Raw genomic sequence first — 19,571 nt, forward strand, 5'->3', positions numbered from 1 at the left:
AAGGCGCCTTAGATCATTTCTTCGCCGCCCTTCCCGCCGAGAACGATTTCTCCGGCTTCGGCCATACGGCGGGCAATGGTGAGGATTTCCTTCTGGGCGGTTTCCACGTCGCTGACGCGCACCGGGCCCTTGGCTTCCAGGTCGTCGCGCAACAGCTCCGAGGCGCGCTTGGACATGTTCTTGAAGATCTTTTCTTTGACGTTTTCGTCCGAGCCCTTGAGCGCCAGCACCAGCACGTCCGAGGAAACTTCGCGCAGCAGCGCCTGGATGCCACGGTCGTCGACATCGGCCAGGTTGTTGAACACGAACATCAGGTCTTCGATCTGGCCGGACAGGGTGTCGTCGATCTCGCGGATCGAGTCCATCAACTGGCCTTCGACCGAGCTGTCGAGGAAGTTCATGATGTCGGCTGCGCGCTTGATGCCACCCAGGGTGGTGCGCGAGGCGTTGGAATTGCCGGAAAACTGCTTCTCCAGAATGGTGTTGAGTTCTTTGAGCGCCGCCGGCTGCACGGTGTTCAACGATGACACACGCAGGATGATGTCCAGGCGCACTTTATGGTCGAAGTGGCCGAGCACTTCGCCGGCCTGGTCCGGGTCCAGATAGGCCACCACGATCGCCTGGATCTGCGGGTGCTCATAGCGGATCACGTCGGCCACTGCTCGCGGTTCCATCCACTTGAGGCTGTCCAGGCCGCTGGTGTTGCCGCCCAGCAGGATGCGGTCGATCAGGCCGTTGGCCTTGTCTTCGCCCAGGGCCGAGGTGAGCATCTTGCGAATGTAGCTGTCGGAGCCGACGCCCAGGCTGGTCTGGTCGCCGACGATCTCGACGAACTCGCTCATCACCTGCTCGACTTGCTCGCGGTGCACATTGCGCATCTGCGCCATGGCCACGCCGACACGCTGGACCTCTTTGGGGCCCATGTGGCGCAGCACTTGGGCAGCGTCGGTTTCACCCAGGGACAGCAGCAACACAGCGGCTTTGTCGACCCGGGACAGCTTGGCCACAGCGGCTCGATCATTCATCAGCGTTAATCCACTCTTTCACGACCTGGGCCACACGGCCCGGGTCTTCTGCCACCAGACTCTTGATTGCGTTCAACTGAGCGTCATAGCCTTCGCTCGGGCTTGGCAACAGGATGCTTTGCGGGCCGCCAAGGCTGACGCGGTCGTTGGCCAGTTCGCCGTCCAGGCCGCCCATGCCACCCAACTCGACGTCGCCACCGGCCAGTGCCAGTTGCTTCTTGCCGCCACCGGTGATGTTGTTGAGCACCGGGCGCAGTACACCAAACACCAGCACCAGGATGAACAACACGCCCAGCACTTGCTTGACGATGTCCCAGAACCACGGCTGGGTGTAGAACGCAGGGTCAGCGATCACTTCACCGCGCTCGGCGGAGAACGGCATGTTGATCACGCTGACGCTGTCGCCACGGCTGGCGTCGAAGCCAACGGCGTCCTGCACCAGGCGGGTGAAACGGGCCAGTTCGTCAGCCGTCCACGGCGCACGGGTCACCGCGCCGTCTGCCGGGTTGACCTTGACCTGGTCATCGACCACCACCGACACCGACAGACGATTGATCTTGCCCTGTTGCTGCTTGGTGTGGCTGATGGAACGGTCCAGTTCGAAGTTCTTGGTGGACTGGTTACGCTTGTCCGCAGGGTACGGCGCAAGCATCGGCTGGCCGGTGGCCGGGTCCATGATCTGCTGGCCGTTGGCGTCCAGCAATGGCTGGCCAGGCTGGATCGCGCCCGCCGTGGCGGCAGCGCCACCGGTGGTCTGCGGTGCCGAGGCCGGCGCGGGTGGCTGGTTGCTCAGGGCGCCCGGCACACCTTGGGGGCCATTGCTGGCGGTGCGTTGTTCGCTGGTGGACTGCTCGCTGCGCAACGCTGGCTGGTCCGGGTTGAACTGCTCGGAGGTGGACTCGACAGCGCTGAAATCCACATCGGCGGAGACTTCAGCCTTGTAGCGGTCGTTACCCAGTACCGGTTGCAGGATGTTGTGCACACGCTGGGTGAGCATGCTTTCCATGCGGCGACTGTAGTCGAACTGCTTGCCGGCCTGGGTCAGCGCGGAGTTTTCGGCCATGTCGGACAGCAGGTTGCCCTTCTGGTCCACCACGGTGATTTGCGACTTGCTCAATTCGGGAACACTGGTTGCCACCAGGTTGACGATCGCCAGTACCTGGCCAGGCTCCAGGGAGCGGCCAGCAAACAGCTCGACCAAGACCGAGGCGCTGGGCTTGCGTTCGTCACGCACGAACACCGAGCTTTTCGGAATCGCCAGGTGCACACGGGCGGCCTTGACGTTATTGAGGCTGGAAATGGTGCGCGCCAGTTCGCCTTCCAGGCCACGGCGATAACGGGTGGCTTCCATGAACTGGCTGGTGCCCAGGCCCTGGTCTTTGTCGAGAATTTCAAAACCGATATTGCTGTCGGACGGCGCCACACCAGCGGCGGCCAATTTCATGCGTGCGCGGGCGACGTCGTCAGCCTTGACCAGCAAGGCACCTGAGTTGGGCTCCACGGTGTAGGCGATGTCGGCGGCGGCGAGGGTTTCCATGATCTGCTTGGAATCCATGCCCGACAGGCTGCCGTACAGGGGGCGGTAATCGGGTTGCTGCGACCACAGCACCACGGCAAAACCAATCGCCACGCTGGCTGCCAGGCCCACCATCAGGCCCACCTGACGCAGCATGGTCATTTCCGAGAGGTTTTCCAGGAACGACAGGCCAAACAACGGCGGTTTGCCGTCGGCCTTGGCGGGGAGGTTGTCGGAGACTGCTTCAGCCATGACTTAAATCTCGTCCTTAAACCGGCATCTGCATGATGTCTTGATACGCCTGAACCAGCTTGTTACGCACTTGGGTCAAGGCCTGGAAGGACACACTGGCCTTTTGCGAGGCGACCATCACATCGGTGAGGTCCACGCCGCTTTTACCGATCTCGAAAGCCGTCGCCAACTGGCTGGACGCCTGCTGGGTATCACTGACTTTATTGATTGCCTGACCGAGCATGTCGGCAAAATTGCTTTGGCCCAATTCCGGCGCTGGCGCGACGGATTTCGGTTGAGCCATGGCGTCCATTTGCATGGCGCGCATATCCAACATCAACCGATTGAACTCAATACCCTGGCTCATGACCTTCTCTCTCCGACGACCCGCAATTTTTTGACACTACGCAGCGGTTACTAGGGGTGGTAGCAACAAGGGTGCCAGCTCTGTGACAACTCGTAAGAAAAGGCGACAAAGCTTGTCAAACTTGTTACCGGTCATGTGGCGAAAAGATACGCCTCCACATCCATACCGGCGTCGCGCATCTGCGCCAGCTTGTAGCGCAAGGTGCGCGGGCTGATGCCCAGGCGCTCGGCCGCTTCTTTGCGACGGCCGCGCTCGGCGCGCAGGGTGTCGATGATCATCTGAAATTCACGGCGGCGCAGGTCATCACCCAGGGCGCCTGCCGATTCCGCCTCGGCGACCACTGGAGCCGGAGCCAGGCTCGGCAACGGCGCAGCGCCAGTGCCCATGGCCAGGCAGAAATCCTGCGGCTGGATCAAGCCGCCCTGCTGCAAAATCAGCGCACGCTGGATGGCATTATCCAACTCGCGCACGTTGCCCGGCCATGGATAATTGACCAGGCACGCCTGGGCCTCGGGCGACAACCGCGCCTGGGCATGCTTCATTTTTTTGACATGGTTGTTCAGCAGGCGCTCGGCCAAGGGGATGATATCCGCCGGGCGCTCACGCAATGGGCGCCAGGCCAGCGGGAACACCGACAACCGGTAGAACAGGTCCTCACGGAAGCGCCCCGCCGCCACTTCGCCCGCCAGGTCGCGGTTGGTGGTGGCAACCACGCGAATATCCAGCTGGATCGGCTTGCGCGCGCCCACGCGCTCCACCTCACGTTCCTGCAATACGCGCAGCAACTTGGCTTGCAGGCCAAGGGGCATTTCCGAAATTTCGTCGAGCAGGATGGTGCCGCCGTCGGCCTGTTCGAACTTGCCGGCCTGGGCCGCGATGGCGCCGGTGAACGAGCCCTTTTCATGACCAAACAAGGTCGCTTCGAGCATGTTGTCGGGGATCGCCGCGCAGTTGATCGCAATGAACGGTTGCTGGGCGCGGCTGGACTGCTGGTGGATGTAGCGCGCCAGCACTTCTTTACCGGTACCGGATTCACCGGAAATCAACACAGTGGAATCACTGCGCGCCACCCGCGCGGCCAGTTCCAGCAATTGCGCGCTGGCCGGCTCAAAGGCAATCGGGCCATCGCCCTCGCCCGCCGACGCTACGCCCAGAGCATGTCGGGCCACCAGCTCGATCAGCGCCTTGGGCTCGAACGGTTTGACCAGGTAATCCGCCGCGCCCTGACGCATAGCATCCACCGCCCGCTCCACCGCGCCATGGGCGGTCATCAGCAGCACCGGCAGTTGCGGCTGGCGCACGCGCAGCAGGCCGAGCAACTGGTGGCCGTCCATGCCGGGCATGTTGACGTCGCTGATCACCAGACTGAAGGCCTCCTGTTCGACCGCCTCCAAGGCTTCCTCGGCAGAGCCGACCGCACGGTAGTCATGGCCCGCCAGCAGCAGCGTGTCAGCCAATGCTTCACGCAGGGCGCGATCGTCTTCCACCAATAAAACCTTGATAGCCATCATCCTCTTACTCCGCGCTTGCCGCGCTGGAAAACAGCGGCAAGGTCATCAATGCACAGGTGCCACGCCCCAGGCGGGAACGCAGCTGCAATTGTCCCTGATGGGCGCGGGCCACTGCCTTGACCACAGTCAGGCCCAGGCCAGTGCCGTTGGTCTTGGTGGTAAAAAACGGCTCGCCCAGACGTTGCAGCACCTGCGGGGCGATACCGCTGCCGCTGTCGCTGACGCACAGGCGCAGGGTTTGCCCGCGGGTGTACAGGTGCACTTTCAGGCGCGCCCCGGGGCCACTGGCCTGGGTGGCGTTTTCGATCAGGTTGAGCAGCGCGCCCACCAGGGTGTCGCGGTTGCACAGCAATTCGCCCTGATGGCTGTCGCACTGCCAGCGCAGGTTGGCCTCCTGCACATGAATGGCCGCTGCCGCTTGCAGGGACTGCATCAAGCCGGCAGGTGTAACGCGATCGGTCAGCGGCAGTTCGCCACGGGCAAACACCAGCATGTCGCGCACTTGGTGCTCCAACTCATGCAGGCGCTCCTTGAGGCGCCCGGCAAAGCGTTGGTGGGTGGCCGCCGGTAATTGCTCGTCAGTCAAATGGCTGGCGTAGATCAATGCCGCCGACAACGGCGTACGAATCTGATGGGCCAAGGAAGCGACCATACGCCCCAGGGACGACAGCCGCTCATGGCGCGCCAGTTGATCTTGCAGGTGCCGGGTTTCTGTCAGGTCATTGAGCAGCACAAGCTGGCCCGGCTCGGCGTCCAGGGAACGGGTCGCGATGGACAGCCGACGCCCGTCCTTGAGGGAGACTTCGTGGCCGTCGTCTTCACGGGGGGCAAAACAGCGGGTGATGACTTCACGCCACAGCTCGCCTTCCAGCGGCAGGCCGAGCAGATCACAGGCTGCCGGGTTGGCTTCGCGCACGCGGCCCTGGTCATCGATGACGATTACGCCACCGGGCAACAGGTCCAGCAGGTTTTGCAGGCGGTTGGCCAGGCGTTCTTTCTCGGCCAGCTCTTGCATGCGCTGGGCGCTGACCACCGCCAGTTCGCCTTTAAGCTCCGAAACCCGGGCCTCAAGCAGGCTGTAGGAGTCGGTCAGCTGGCTCGACATCTGATTGAACTGCGAGAACGCGTGCTCCAGGCCCTGGCGGGTCGGCGGTTCTACAGGCGAAACCAGCCCCTGGATGGCAGGGGCCGAAGATAGTTGGGCGGCGTGGGGCATGATGCTCTCTCGCTTGGCTGACCGTCAGTTAAACGGAACGTTGCGAGGGCTGTAGCAATACCCGTGCCGAAAAAAATCTACCTATAAATCAAATAGTTGAAAAACAGGCGTCAATCATCCGCCTGTTCATCACCTTCTTTGCGGCTCATACCGTACTTGCGCATCTTCTCCACCAGGGTGGTGCGACGGATACGCAGGCGCTCGGCGGCGCGGGCCACGATGCCATGAGCATCGTCCAGGGCCTGCTGGATCAACCCTTGTTCGAGATTGCCGAGGTAGTCCTTAAGGTCCAGGCCTTCGGGCGGCAACATCGCGGTGGCGCCGAAGTCCGGAGTATGGCCGTTGATCGCCACGCGCTCTTCCATATCGCTGCGCAAGCTGTCCATCTGTTCGTCTTCGTCGTCGACGTAGCGGAATTTCTTCGGCAGTTCGACCACGCCGATCACCCCGTACGGGTGCATGATCGCCATGCGCTCCACCAGGTTGGCCAGCTCGCGCACGTTGCCCGGCCAGCCGTGGCGGCACAGGGACATGATTGCCGCGGAGTTGAAACGAATGGAGCCGCGCTTTTCGTGCTCCATGCGCGAGATCAGTTCGTTCATCAACAGCGGGATGTCTTCCACGCGCTCGCGCAGCGGGGCCATCTCGATAGGGAATACGTTGAGGCGGTAGTACAGGTCTTCGCGGAAGCTGCCGACCTCGATCATGCTTTCGAGGTTCTTGTGGGTGGCGGCAATGATGCGCACGTCCACGCTCTGGGTCTTGTTGCTGCCCACGCGCTCGAAGGTGCGCTCCTGCAATACGCGCAGCAGCTTGACCTGCATCGGCAACGGCATGTCGCCGATTTCGTCGAGGAACAGAGTGCCGCCATTGGCCAGCTCAAAACGCCCGGCACGGCTGGTGATCGCCCCGGTAAAGGCGCCCTTCTCGTGGCCGAACAATTCGCTTTCCAGCAGCTCTGCCGGGATCGCCCCGCAGTTGACCGGCACAAAGGGCCCGTCGCGACGCTTGGAGTGATAGTGCAGGTTGCGCGCGACCACTTCCTTGCCGGTGCCCGACTCGCCGAGGATCAGCACGCTGGCGTCGGTGTCGGCCACTTGCTGCATCATCTGGCGCACGTGCTGGATGGCACGGCTGGTGCCGACGAGGCTGCGAAACAGATTGGGCTCACGGTGACGGCCGCGCTCGCGGGCCTGGTCGTACATCTCGCGATAGACCTGGGCGCGGTGCAGGGAATCGAGCAATTTGCTGTAGCTGGGCGGCATTTCCAGGTTGGACAACACACGGCGGCGCTGGTCTTCCGGCAGGTCCACGGAAGAAATATCGCCCATTAGCAACACCGGAAGGAACTCATCCCAGGTAGACAGTGTCTTTAACAGGCCCAGAACTGCGCCAGGAGCGTTTACCGTCCCGATCAATACGCAAATGACTTCACGGCTCGACGACAACGAGCTGACCGCCTGCTGCCAATCGTGGCTGCCGCAGGGTAAATTTTCTTCACCAAGAAAATTTAAAATCACCGCTAAATCGCGGCGGCGGACGCTATCGTCATCGATCAGCAGAATTTTGGTTTCACGCCACATGCAATAGCAACTTCCCTAGTAAAACTTCCTGCCCCGGAATGAGGGCAATCTAGACGTCTGTAAGATTTCTTACCTTCTAGACGTCTGAAATCTGAAAACAGCACTAGTTAAGTCAAAAATGCTGGCACAGTCAAATATATGACGCGCCGTTCGGATTAACTGCGCCCGTTCAACCGAACAGATGGTAAACCTTTGACGCATTTTTCGCTTGGTTGATCTGCGACATCTCTTCGAAAATCGCCTGGCGTTCGCCGGTCGTCACCTCCAGCAACTGCTGGTACACCACCAACAAACTTTCCAGCTTCTCGCGCAATGCGCCCTCGTCTACCGGTGCCTCACTGAGCACCTCATCAATCACCGCGCGGCAACCCAGGTCCAACTCGCCCACGGCTTCCCAATTGCGCTCAGCCAGCGCGCCGAGAAGGGCTTCGCGGGTTTCGTCGATGCGTTGCAGTGCGTGGCTCATGATGTGTACCTCAAGGCAATCGGCCTTATTGTGGAGCGATGGCATCCCAGCCGGTCTTGACGGTGATCAGCAGGCGGGCGACTTCGTCGATCATCTCGGCGTCGTTGACGCGATTGGCCTCGACCAAGCGATTGCCCATGTAGTTGTACAGGGCATCCAGACGCTGGATCGCGGCCGGATCTTCGGCTTTCTCAGGCTCCAGGCCATCGCGCAGGCCCGAAATGATTTCGATCGCCTTGCCCAGCATCAGGCCCTTTTGCGCGATGTCCCCGCGGCTCAACGCACCCTTGGCCTGGGCCATGCGATCCAGGCCACCTTCCATCAGCATCTGCACCAGGCGGTGCGGGCTGGCTTCGGAGACCTGAGCGTGGGCATTGACCTTCTGGTACTGGCGAAGGGCTCTCATCGGGTTCATGTTGCTACCTCGTTACTGGCGACAATCGAATAGGTTTGCTTAACCAGTTTTTCGACCACGGCGATAAAAACTTTAATCCAGCACCCTGCGCGAGGGCCCCTGGACAGGGCCCTGGCGCGCACCGCTCATCAGTTCGACTTAGGATTGTTCAGCGAGTTGAGGGTGGTCAGGATGCTGGAGCTGCTGGCGTTGATCTGCGCGATCATGGTGTCCATCGCCGTGTACTTGGCGGTCAGGGACTTCTGCAAGGCATCCATGCGCCGCGTCAGGTCGTCGGTCTCTTTGGTCAAGTCGGTCAACTTGTTGTTGAGATCGGTGGCACGTGTCGCCAGGGTGCCGGTAGTGCCGACGTAGCTGTTGGTCGCCTTGTTCATGCGGGTGATCAAGCCCGTGTCGCCGGTGAACAGCTTGGCAATGTCGCCAGCGCCCTTGACCACGGCCTTGTCCCAGGTTTTGTCATCCAGGCTCAGCAGGCCGGTTTTCTGGTCGGTGGTGATGCCCATCTGCGCCAGGCTGGTCATGGTGCCCGCGCCGGAGCCGTTGACCAATTCGGAACGCAGGCTGTTCACCAATTGACGCATCGACGCATCGCCGGTCAACGCACCTGCGGTGGTGGTGGAGGCATCACCGGTTGCAGTGACCTTGGTTTGGGTGTTGATCGCCGTCATCAGCGTGTTGTAGGCGCTGACGAAGGACTGCACCGAGGTTTTCAAGGTGTCGGTGTTGCTGGCCACGGTGATGGTGGTCGGCTTGGTGATGTCTACCGTGTCCAACAGGTCCAGGGTCACGCCGCTGATCGCCGAGGTGATCTTGTTGCTGTTCGATGACATTTCAATGCCATCAATGGAGTACTTGGCGTTGGTCGGCGCCTTGCCTTTGTCGTAGCCGACAGCCAGCTGCGAATCACCGCTGAGGGTGATGTCGGTGCCCTCGCCCATGGTGGTCGAAGTCAATACCAGACGCGCGCCATTAGAGTCACTCAGTACGTTGGCACTGATGCCTTGGGACGAGAGCTGGGTATTGATCGACTCGCGCACCTGTTGCAAGGTCGCGCCGCCTGGGATCACCACGTCGTAGCTTTTGCCCGACTGGTTGATGGTCAGCGTCTGGTCTTCGTCCGTGCTGTTGGCCTTGCCCGACGCGCCGTCCGCATTCACCGCCGTGGTGACTTTCGAGGCGGTCGCAAGGTTGGCGATCTTCAACAGGTATTTGCCGCTGGACGCACCGTCGGTCAGGGTGACCTTGGCGTTTTTCTCTTCCGAAGAAGTCGCCGCCAGCCCGTTGAAGGCCGAGGCATTGTTCAACTTGGTGATCGCCGCCTGGTAGGCTTCCAACGCCGTCTTGACCGAGCCCACGGCAGACAACTGCACGGTGGCCTTCTTCTGCTCGTTGGTGATCTGAGCCTGCTTGGGCGCCTGCTCGGCACCTACCAGCGCCTTGACGATAGCCTGGGTGTCGTAGCCCGAACCTGGGCCGGAAATCGTTGAACTAGCCATTTGCCATTCTCCTTGTCCTGCAGCGGCCGTTTTTTGGCGCTTATACGCCTAGACCGCAATCAAAAACATGTTTCGTGCCAACTCAAGCCTTGCTATCAAACAGCAGGCTGCCGGCATCGCTCAGGTTCTGCGCCAATTTCAGCGCGGTCTCCGATGGAATCTGTCGAATCACTTCACCACTGTCAGTGGCGATCACCTTGACCACTACCTTGCCGGTAGAGTCATCGATGGAAAAATCCAGGTTGCGCTGTGAAGCCTGCACAAACTCACGCATATCGGTAACAGCCTTTTCCAGCGCCACGCGCTGCGGCTCTTCACTTTTGATCGGCTCATTGCTGGCCACAGGCTTGGCCTGGGTCACCACTGCGCCAAGGTTGGCCGGGGCCGTGGCTGCGGGGTAAGACGAGGTCAGCTTGATGCTCATGTCCATGTCACCACCTCCAAACTGAAAAAACGGAAGGGCACGTTGTTAAACGCACCCTCCCGTTATTTAACCGCTAGCGCTATTACTGAAGCAGCTTCAGAACAGACGATGGCAGTTGGTTGGCCTGGGACAGGATCGCAGTGGAAGCCTGTTGCAGGGTTTGTTGCTTGGTCAGCTCAGCGGCTTCAGAAGCGAAGTCAGCGTCTTCTACGCGGCCTTTGGCAGCGGAGGAGTTCTGCGAAATGCTCTGCAGGTTGGCCACGGTGCTGGCGAAGCGGTTTTGTACGGCACCCAGCTGCGAACGCTGGCTGTCGATCTGCTGCATAGCATCGTCCAGAGCCTGGATGGCCTGCTGCGAAGAAGCGGCAGTCAGGATGTTCAGGTCGGAAACGCTGGTTTCCATGGTGACGGCGGTTTTGGTGCCGGCCGCTGCAACAGCGGTCAGACCCAGTGCAGCCAGGCCAGTACCGGCGCTACCATCCTTGATGGTGATGTCTTTGTCAGCGAACAGGTTCAGGGTGCCGTCAGCGTTTTTGCTGGCTTGAACACCGGTGCTGGCGCTGTTGATCGAGGCTACTACTGCATCAGCAGTGTCACCCTTCTTGAACTTCACTTCGACGCCGTTCACGTCAATCGAAGTGTCAGCGGTCAGTTTGGCTTGGGTAGTACCGGCCGACAGACCCAACTGGGAAAGCGAACCGCTCGAAGTGTTGGACAGCTTGATGTCCGCACCGTCACCCGAAGTCAATTTGACACGGCCATCAGTGAAAGTGGCCGAAGCGCCTGTCGCCGCACCGCCAGCCGCGTTTTCAAGCTTGGTCAACACAGAAGCCATGGTGTCAGTAGCAGACCAAGTTACGGCTGTGCCATTGACCGAGATGGCACCGTCAGCCTTGAGGTTGCTGTTGGATGGAACGGTGGCTGCTGCACCCAGACCGAGCTTGGCCAAACCGTCTGTCGCGCCAGCGGTAGCCGAAGCGCCCAGGACAATGTCGTTTTTCGAGGTCAGGGTTACGACGCCAGCGGCATCGGCAGTAGCGGTAACACCAGTGGTTGCGGTTTGAGCGTTGATGGCAGTCAGTGCAGCAGTAGCTGCCGGAACACCAGCGGCGGCAACACCGAGAGCAATTTCAGTACCGTTGATAGTGAACGCGTCGGTAGCAACGGTAGCGGTTGCTGCGGCTGCGCCAATTTTCATTGCGCTATTGCCCAATACCGAACCAGTAGCGGTAGCGGCCAGGCCTTTCATCGCAACGCCATCTACAGCAGCTTCTTTGTAGTTACCCTTCAGCGCAGTCGAGCTGATATCGGTCATACCGAACGAGATAGTCTCGTTGGCATTGGCGCCGATCTGGAACGCTACGTTGCTGAACGAGCCGTCCAGCAGGTTACGACCACCGAAGGTGGTGGTGCTGGCGATACGGTTCAGCTCGCCCACTTTAGCGGTGAATTCTTGCTGCAGGGAAACACGGTCAGCGTCGCTTTTATCACCGTTGGCCGCTTGCAGGGCGAGTTCACGCAGACGCTGCAGGGTGTTGGTGGATTCTTGCATCGCGCCTTCAGCGGTCTGGGCAATCGACACGCCGTTGTTGGCGTTGGCGATGGCAACGTTCAGACCTTTGACCTGGTTGTTCAGACGGTTAGCGATCTGCATGCCGGCAGCGTCGTCTTTGGCGCTGTTGATTTTCAGGCCGGAGGACAGACGGTTCATCGACTGGCTCAGAGCGTCGGAAGCTTTGTTCAGGTTCTTCTGGACACCCAGGGAGGTGATGTTGGTGTTTACTGATAATGCCATGACGAAATCCTCGTGGTTTGGATACTGCGGCTTCCGGCCCTGGCGACCGCCGGGTGTGGCCTAGAGAACCTACGTAATAGTTATCGTCGTGGTAGCCGGTTGCTTGAGGATTTTTTTGATTTTTTTTAGTAGCCCTGTGCCAGCCCTTGTATTTCAAGGGCTTATGCAGGCGCAGAAGCCCGGTTTCATTGGCTTTTCTGGCGCCAATAAAAAAACGCCGATGATCATTCGATCATCGGCGTTTTTTGTGCAACGGCTAATGCATCACGGACGATAGAGAATCGCCGAGCCCCACGACAGGCCCACGCCAAAGCCGCTGATTGCCACGCGCTTCCAGGTGGCGTCCATCACGTGCTTTTCCAGCAGCAGCGGGATGCTCGACGACACGGTGTTGCCGGTCTCGACCATGTCCTTGATGAACTTGTCCACCGGCGCTTCTTCAAAACGGCGCGCCACGGCGTCGACGATGGCCGCGCTGCCCTGATGGATGCAGAACGCATCGATGTCATCGGCCTTGAGGTCCGACTCTTTGAGCAGCTCGTGCAAGTGCGCAGGCACCTTGAGCAAGGCGAAGTTAAACACCTGGCGGCCGTTCATGAAGAACACGCCGTCGCTGACCTTCAGGTGCGGTGCGCCGGAACCGTCGGTGCCGAACTTGGATTTGCCCAGCAGCCATGGCGCGTCCTCGCCCATCCAGGTGGCGGTGGCGGCATCGCCGAACAGCATGGTGGTGTTGCGGTCTTCCGGGTCGACAATCTTGGAATACGGGTCGGCGGTGATCAGCAGGCCGTTTTTCAGGCCCGCGGCTTCCATGAAGCCTTTCATCGCGTAGATGCCGTAGACGTAGCCGGAGCAGCCCAGGGAAATGTCGAAGGCGGCCACGTGAGTTGGCAGGCCCAGTTTGTCCTGCACGATGGCGGCGGTGTGAGGCAGGCCCTCTTCATCGCCGTTCTGGGTGACGACGATCAGCGCGTCGATGGATTCGCGCTTCAATTGCGGGTTGTTGGCAAACAAGGCGTTGACCGCCTCGACACACAGATCCGAGGTTTCCTGTGCCGCTTCCTTGCGCGGCAGGAACGCCGAGCCGATCTTGCCGATGATGAACTCTTCATCCTTGGCGAACTTGGCACCCTGGGCGTAGTTATCGATCCCGTCCGCCGGCACGTAACTGGCGATGCTTTTTATGCCAATCATTGTGGCTTCCCAATACTAAATAGCTGGAGAACACCCCTCGGGCTATGCCGGAAGTGCTGACAATAAAGGGGATAACCCCATAAAAATCCCGCTGAAAGCCGCCCGATGAAGGCCCTGTGACGACTTATCCTTTTCACACGATACAGTGAAGATGCGCTTTATGACTCACAGGTCACTCAATTTTGCGTGGTTTATGCAAAACGTTTCAACAATTAAGCCCCCGAAACGACAACGGCCCGCCCTGTTTCCAGAGCGGGCCGCTTGACTGAACGCCGTTTACATCTTGTTGAACAGGCTCAACTGCGAGATTTTCACGAAGGCCAATTGCGAGGCCTGCAACATGGTTTGCTGCAAGCTCAGGTTGATGGCGGCTTCGGCGAAGTCGACATTGCCCAGGGCATTCATGGTGGTGGTATTGGCCAGGTCCAGGCTGACGTTTTCCTTGGACTGAATGTCCAGGCCATTGAGGCGCGCGCCCAGGGAGCCACGCGCCTGGTCGATCTGGCCGTAGGCATTGGTCAGGTTGCCAATGGACTTGGCCACCACATCCTTGAGCTCCTTCTGCGCCGCCGGGTTGCCGTCTGACGGCGTTTCCAGGATTTTGCGCAGATGGCTCAGGGTGTCGAGGACGTTCTCGTTCTTGTTGCTGGTGGCACTGATCGCAAACTGGTCGCCGGCTGCCGGTGCCGGTGCGGTGGTGACATCAAAGGTCACCCCTGCCGCCGTGATGGTGGTGGCGCCGGCCGCCAGGGTGCCACTGGCGATGGACTTGCTGTCTGCGCTATACGGCTGGGCATACAGGTCATAGGCGCCGGCGGCACCGAACTTCACGATCACGCCCGAGTTGGGAAAGGTGCTGGCGTACGCCGCCGGATCGCTCACCGTGCCGCCGCTCAGTTGCGCGGTGGACGGATTGCTCGGGGTGCGCGAAACGCTGAAGGTGTCCGGCTTGACCGACAGGCTGAACTCGCGATCCTTGACGATGGCGTCCGACGGCGCGCCTGGCAGTATGTCTTTGCCCAGTGCGTCTTTGCCCAGGTTCAAGCCAATGTCGAACTTGACCCCGCGCAGGTTGATAGTCGAGCCGCCTTCCTTGGTGGCATCGAAAGTGCCGTTGCCTGGAATCTCCGAAGTGATGTCCTTGCCAGCATTGTCCGTGACCACGTATTGGGTGCTGCTGGTGAAGGTCAGCTTATACGGCTGACCATCGGAAAAGCTGCTGTTATAGCTGCTGTTGGCCGCGATCAGCCCGGCAGATACGGTGACCTTGCCATCGTCGACCGCTGGCGGCACGAGGATCGGCGCGGTTTGCGTACGGCCCGTATTCGCTGAGCTTTCAAGCATGCTCTTGGCGGTATTGCCCATGGCAACCGACAGGTTCTCTGCGATCTGCAGGCTCAACGGCGTGTCATCGCCCTGGTAACTGTAGGTGCCGTCATTGTTGCGGGCGTAGGGCGGCGTATCGGTCTTGCTGCCGGAGAACAAGTAATTGCCGCTGGCGTCCTTGGTATTGAGCAGGCCCAGGATCTGGTCTTCAATGGCGCCAATCTCGGCGGCCGTCGACTTGCGGTCAGCGTCGCTGATGCCGACGTTACCCGCCTTGAGCGCCAACTCACTGGCCCGTTGAATCGCGATATTGATATTTTCCAGCACGCCGTCCTGGGTGGTCAGCGAGTTTTTCAGGGTGTCGATGTTGCCATTGAACTGCGCCAGCATGTCTTTCTGCTGCTGCAGCATCAACAACCGCGCCGCCGCCACCGGATCATCTGCGGCGGTTTGCACGCGCACGCCGGAGCTGGCCTGGTCCTGGGCCTTGACCACGCTGGAATAGTTGCTCTGGTACTTGGCAGAGCTGGTCTCGAAATACTGCTGTGTAGAAATACGCATCGTCCCAGCCTCCCTTAAAGAGCATTCATCAGTGTGGTGAAGGTTTCCTGCGCAGCCTTGATGATCTGCGACGACGCGGTGTAGTACTGCTGGAACTTGATCATGTCGCCCGCTTCATCATCCAGGTTGACCCCGGATACCGAGTTGCGTGCTTCCTTGTTGGCGCTGAGCAACGCACCGGTGGCGGCGGTGTCGACCCCGGCCTGGCTGGCCTTGGCACCCACGGTCGAGACCAGCTTGCTGTTGGCACCCACCAGGCTGGTGCCCGCGTTGCCCTCGCCCATGCCGACGGTGGCCTTGGTTTGCAGGTTCAGCAGTTCCTGGGCGTTGCGGCCGTCGGACTTGCCACCACTGTTGAAGGCAAAGGTGGTGCTGTCGCCGTCTGCCGGGGAGCCGTTGACAGTGGTGTCGAACTTGAAGCTCTTGCCGGGAATGGCGGCACCGCTGGCGTCGCGCATTGGCACGTCCACGGTGATCTTGTTGCCCTGCCCCGGAATGATCGAGCCGGTGCCAATCGGGTTGCCCTTGGAGTCGCTGATCGTATACGACTGCGTTCCGTCGGCGGCAGGCTTGCCGAACACCATCTTCACCGGCATCGAGTTTTCAATACCGGCGCGCAACTGGGCAGTGTCAGTGCCGCCATGGATATCCAAAGGCACTGTCAAAGCCGGCTGGGTAAAGGTGCCCGTGCCACTGTTGGTCTTGCTGCTGGTACCTGCCAACGGGCCGGCAAACGCCAGCTTGTTCGCATCGGTGAGCGCCACGCCAATACCGCTGGCGCCCGTGGCGGTGGGGCTGACCTTGAAGCTGTCGCCAAACGCCATGGTGCCCTTGCCGTCCAGCGCCAGGGTGAAACCATCCAGGGTCGGCGGCGGTGTAGCGCTCATGTCAAAGGTGCCCATGGCCTTGCCGTCCGAGCGCAACACCGTGATTTTGTTAGGATCGGTCTTGTCGCTGAAGGTCACGGTGTAGTCAAACGTGGACAACTGACTGCTGTCCTTGATCGTCACGTTCAGGTTGCCCGCGCCGGCGCTGTTGCCCGAGGCACCCTGGCTGCGCGAGGCAATGGCGGCCGCGCTGTTGATGTCTTTGAACAGCGAAACGCCAAAGTCACCATTGAGGTCCAGGCCCTGGCCCAGTTGGCTGTTGAGCGTGTCCGCGGTGGCAATGGCGATACGCCCCAGCTCATTGATGGCCGGCATCAAGGCATCGCTGCGATAGCGCAACAGGCCACCGATGCTGCCGCCGCTGATCACCGAGCCCAGGTCCAGGCTGGTGCCGTTCATGTCCAACTGGATGGTGTACTGGCTGTTATCGGTTTTGCTTGGTGCCGCGGAAATCTTGTTGGAGATCCCGCCCTCTACCAGGGACTGGCCGCTGCCGGTGGTCACGCTGAACTGGCCGTTTTTCTCGGTGGCCGTGACACCGATCAACTCATTGAGCGAGCGTACTGCCTCGTTACGCGAGTCCAGCAGGTTGGCTGGGGCGCTATTGGAGCTGCCCTGGGCCTGGGAGATCTGCTGGTTAAGCGAGGCAATCGAGGCGGTCAATTGGTTGACCTGATCAGTCATGCTGCTCAGTTGGTTGTTGATGGTCTCTTTCTGCTGGGTCAACTGCGTGGAGATCGAGTTGAAACGGCTGCTCAGGGTCTGGGCGTTGGTCACCAGCAATTGGCGGGCCGACAGGTCGCTGGGGTTGGACGCGGCGGTTTGCAGGGTGGCGAAGAACGAACTGAGCACTGAGGACAGACCGGTGGTTTTGTCCGACAGCACTTTGTCGACGGCCCCCACCTGGTCCAGGTACGCCTTGGCGTCGTTATTGAGCGCCGTGCTGTTCTGGTAAGCGGTGTCCAGGTACTCGTTGTACACCCGGCGCACATCGGCCAGGGTGGTGCCGCTGCCGATGTACACGCCGCCGAACGGGTTTGATGCGTTGGTATTTTGCGTGGTCTGCTGACGCGAGTACCCTGGGGTATTCACGTTGGCGATGTTATTACTCAAGACCGACAACGATCCTTGAGCGGCATTGAGCCCTGACATCCCGATACTGAGCAAACTCATGGTTCAGACCTTATAAATGTGTGGTTGCGCCAGCGGCAGCGTAGTTCTGGTAACTGTTCATGTTTTTTGCGATCTGCGAAATCTTGCTGGCGTAATCCGGGTCGGTTGCATAACCGGCTTTTTGCAACTCGCGTACAAACTGTTCCGGGTTGTCGGCTGATTTCACAACTTCTTTATAGCGATCATGGCTTTGCAGCAAAGTCACGAGGTCGTGGAAGCTGTCCTGATACGAGCTGTAGGAACGGAACTGCGCCGTTTCCTTGACCATCGCACCATCGCGAAACTCGCTGGTGATCGCCCGGGCCTGACCGCCCTGCCAGCTCTGGCCAGCCTTGATGCCGAACAGGTTGTGGCTGCTACTGCCGTCCTCGGCGCGCATCACCGATTTGCCCCAGCCGGTTTCCAGCGCGGCCTGGGCCACAAGATATTTGGGGTCGATACCGATACGTGCGGCGGCGGCCTTGGCCATCGGCAGCATAGTGGCGACGAATTCATCCTGGGAGCTGAAGGCTTTCTTGGCCGGCGCCAGCGGTGGCTGCGCAATGGCGCGGCCATACACCTGCATGCGCCCGCTCGGCACGGCAAAGCTACGCGCGCTGCTGTTGATGACCGTGTCGTCGGCAGCGCTGTTACGCAGGGGCGCGGCTTTGGCTTCGACCGGAGCGTTCGGCACGATGCCGGCCAGCAGGCGGTCGGCCAGCTTGCTGGGCAAGGCGATACGGCGCTGGTTCATCAGTTCCATGTCGTTGGCATGGGTGCTGGCGCCCTCAGGCACGGCCACGCGATACGCCCACAAAGGCCGCTGGCCATTGGAGCGGCCCAACGGGCCTTCGGCCTGGGTACCGGCGGCAATCTCGGTCGGCACATCGACTTTCTTCACCGGCGCATCCGCCGCCGGGCCTTGCAAGGTGGCGGCCTGGGCCTCCACCGGCTTGTTCTTCTGCATCTGGCGCATCAGCACATCGGCCAGGCCGATACCACCGCCTTCGCGGGACATCGACACCGCCAATTGCTGGTCGTACATTTCCTGGTACTGCTTGGCGGCCGGGGTGTTCAGCGGGTTGTCCTTGCCCAGGGCCTCGGTGGCCGAACGCATGGACTTGAGCATCTCGTTCAAAAACAGCGACTCGAATTCCTGCGCCACTTTGCGCAGGTTGCCTTCGCTGTTTTTGTCGGCACCGACCTTGAGCTGGTTAAGCCGGTTCAGGTCGGAGTAAGACCCCGAGTCCGCCGTGCTGCTGATACCGCTCTTGCGCATATCCATGGCCATGGCCTCAGATCACGATCAGGTCGGCTTGCAACGCGCCGGCCTGCTTCAAAGCTTCGAGGATCGCCATCAAGTCGCCGGGCGCAGCGCCCACCTGGTTCACCGCACGGACAATCTCGTCCAGGGTGGTGCCGGGGCCGAACTTGAACATCGGCTTGGCTTCTTGCTGGGCATTGACGCGCGAGCGCGGGACCACGGCCGTCTGGCCACCGGACAACGGCCCAGGCTGGCTGACGATCGGGTCTTCGGTGATGGTCACCGTCAGGCTGCCGTGGGTCACCGCCGCTGGCGAAACCTTGACGTTCTGGCCGATCACGATGGTGCCGGTGCGCGAGTTGATGATGACTTTAGCCACGGCCTGGCCGGGGTCCACCTCAAGGTTTTCCAGGATCGACAGGTAGTCCACACGCTGGCTTGGGTCCAGAGGCGCAGTGACGCGAACCGAGCCGCCGTCGATGGCCTGGGCCACGCCAGGGCCGAGCATGTCATTGATCTTGTCGACCACGCGCTTGGCGGTGGTGAAGTCGGAGCGGTTGAGGTTCAGGGTCAGGCTGTTGCCCTGGTTGAAACCACTCGGCACGGTGCGTTCAACCGTGGCGCCACCGGGGATACGCCCGGCCGACGGCACGTTGACGGTGATCTTCGAACCGTCGCGGCCTTCGGCGTCAAAACCGCCGACCACCAGGTTGCCCTGGGCGATGGCGTAGACGTTGCCGTCGATACCTTTGAGCGGCGTCATCAGCAAGGTGCCGCCGCGCAGGCTCTTGGAGTTACCCATGGACGACACGGTGATATCCACCACCTGCCCCGGCTTGGCGAACGCGGGCAGATCGGCGCTGATCGACACCGCTGCGACGTTCTTCAGCTGCACGTTGCCCGAGCCTGGCGGCACTTTGATGCCGAACTGCGAGAGCATGTTGTTGAAGGTTTGCAGGGTGAACGGCGTCTGGGTGGTCTGGTCACCCGTGCCGTTAAGCCCCACGACCAGGCCATAGCCGATCAACTGGTTGGAGCGCACGCCGGAAATACTGGCGATGTCCTTCAGGCGCTCGGCATGGGCCACAGCGCTCAAGGCCAGCAAAAGCGTCATCGCCATCAGCTGTTTGAACTTCAAAATG

General features: G+C 60.6%; 16 protein-coding genes. All 16 read right to left on the minus strand.

The genetic code is table 11. The features are described 5' to 3' along the window. Positions 1-8: 8 nt before the first annotated feature. A complete protein-coding gene (gene fliG, locus MHH62_RS15695; RefSeq protein WP_003192957.1) occupies positions 9-1,025 on the minus strand; it encodes a flagellar motor switch protein FliG in 1,017 nt (338 codons plus the stop codon). Then, the gene (gene fliF / locus MHH62_RS15700) at positions 1,018-2,793 is read right to left on the minus strand and encodes a flagellar basal-body MS-ring/collar protein FliF (protein ID WP_014719351.1); all 1,776 of its coding nucleotides are present in this window, start codon (positions 2,791-2,793) and stop codon (positions 1,018-1,020) included. The genes fliG and fliF overlap by 8 nt, the downstream gene beginning before the upstream one ends. A gap of 16 nt (positions 2,794-2,809) precedes the next feature. Then, positions 2,810-3,139 (minus strand): flagellar hook-basal body complex protein FliE, encoded by a 330-nt coding sequence (gene fliE, locus MHH62_RS15705; RefSeq protein ID WP_003192959.1) that lies wholly within the window; start codon positions 3,137-3,139, stop codon positions 2,810-2,812. Positions 3,140-3,270: 131 nt separating this feature from the next. After that, a complete protein-coding gene (fleR, locus tag MHH62_RS15710) occupies positions 3,271-4,647 on the minus strand; it encodes a sigma-54-dependent response regulator transcription factor FleR (protein WP_282399266.1) in 1,377 nt (458 codons plus the stop codon). A 7-nt stretch (positions 4,648-4,654) separates the two neighbouring features. Further along, positions 4,655-5,866, minus strand: a complete 1,212-nt coding sequence (locus MHH62_RS15715) for an ATP-binding protein (protein WP_019818388.1) — start codon at positions 5,864-5,866, stop codon at positions 4,655-4,657. A 110-nt stretch (positions 5,867-5,976) separates the two neighbouring features. Next, positions 5,977-7,449, minus strand: a complete 1,473-nt coding sequence (locus MHH62_RS15720; RefSeq protein ID WP_003192966.1) for a sigma-54 dependent transcriptional regulator — start codon at positions 7,447-7,449, stop codon at positions 5,977-5,979. A gap of 169 nt (positions 7,450-7,618) precedes the next feature. Continuing rightward, positions 7,619-7,915, minus strand: coding sequence for a hypothetical protein (locus MHH62_RS15725; RefSeq protein ID WP_014719354.1), 297 nt, complete (start codon positions 7,913-7,915; stop codon positions 7,619-7,621). A 25-nt stretch (positions 7,916-7,940) separates the two neighbouring features. Next, on the minus strand, positions 7,941-8,330 hold the full coding sequence (gene fliS, locus MHH62_RS15730; RefSeq protein WP_020302689.1) for a flagellar export chaperone FliS: 390 nt from the start codon (positions 8,328-8,330) through the stop codon (positions 7,941-7,943). Positions 8,331-8,458: 128 nt separating this feature from the next. Beyond that, positions 8,459-9,826 carry a flagellar filament capping protein FliD gene (fliD, locus tag MHH62_RS15735; protein WP_014719356.1) on the minus strand — a complete coding sequence of 456 codons (1,368 nt, stop codon included), beginning with the start codon at positions 9,824-9,826 and terminating at the stop codon, positions 8,459-8,461. An 82-nt stretch (positions 9,827-9,908) separates the two neighbouring features. Next, positions 9,909-10,256, minus strand: coding sequence for a flagellar protein FlaG (locus MHH62_RS15740; protein ID WP_014719357.1), 348 nt, complete (start codon positions 10,254-10,256; stop codon positions 9,909-9,911). Positions 10,257-10,332: 76 nt separating this feature from the next. Then, positions 10,333-12,045 (minus strand): flagellin, encoded by a 1,713-nt coding sequence (locus MHH62_RS15745; RefSeq protein WP_032902460.1) that lies wholly within the window; start codon positions 12,043-12,045, stop codon positions 10,333-10,335. A gap of 264 nt (positions 12,046-12,309) precedes the next feature. Continuing rightward, the gene (locus MHH62_RS15750) at positions 12,310-13,239 is read right to left on the minus strand and encodes a ketoacyl-ACP synthase III (protein WP_014719359.1); all 930 of its coding nucleotides are present in this window, start codon (positions 13,237-13,239) and stop codon (positions 12,310-12,312) included. A 276-nt stretch (positions 13,240-13,515) separates the two neighbouring features. After that, entirely contained in the window at positions 13,516-15,126 is a 1,611-nt protein-coding gene (locus MHH62_RS15755) for a flagellar hook-associated protein 3 (RefSeq protein ID WP_014719360.1), read from the minus strand. 14 nt (positions 15,127-15,140) lie between these two features. Then, positions 15,141-17,186: a flagellar hook-associated protein FlgK gene (gene flgK / locus MHH62_RS15760; RefSeq protein WP_032902462.1), complete on the minus strand. Its 2,046-nt coding sequence runs from the start codon at positions 17,184-17,186 to the stop codon at positions 15,141-15,143. A 10-nt stretch (positions 17,187-17,196) separates the two neighbouring features. Continuing rightward, entirely contained in the window at positions 17,197-18,456 is a 1,260-nt protein-coding gene (gene flgJ, locus MHH62_RS15765; protein WP_032902465.1) for a flagellar assembly peptidoglycan hydrolase FlgJ, read from the minus strand. Positions 18,457-18,460: 4 nt separating this feature from the next. After that, complete coding sequence (locus MHH62_RS15770; protein WP_161981170.1) at positions 18,461-19,570, minus strand: flagellar basal body P-ring protein FlgI; 1,110 nt, start codon at positions 19,568-19,570, stop codon at positions 18,461-18,463. Position 19,571 lies beyond the last annotated feature (1 nt).

This window comes from Pseudomonas sp. FSL L8-0168, from assembly GCF_037976155.1.
Lineage (GTDB): Bacteria > Pseudomonadota > Gammaproteobacteria > Pseudomonadales > Pseudomonadaceae > Aquipseudomonas > Aquipseudomonas paracarnis.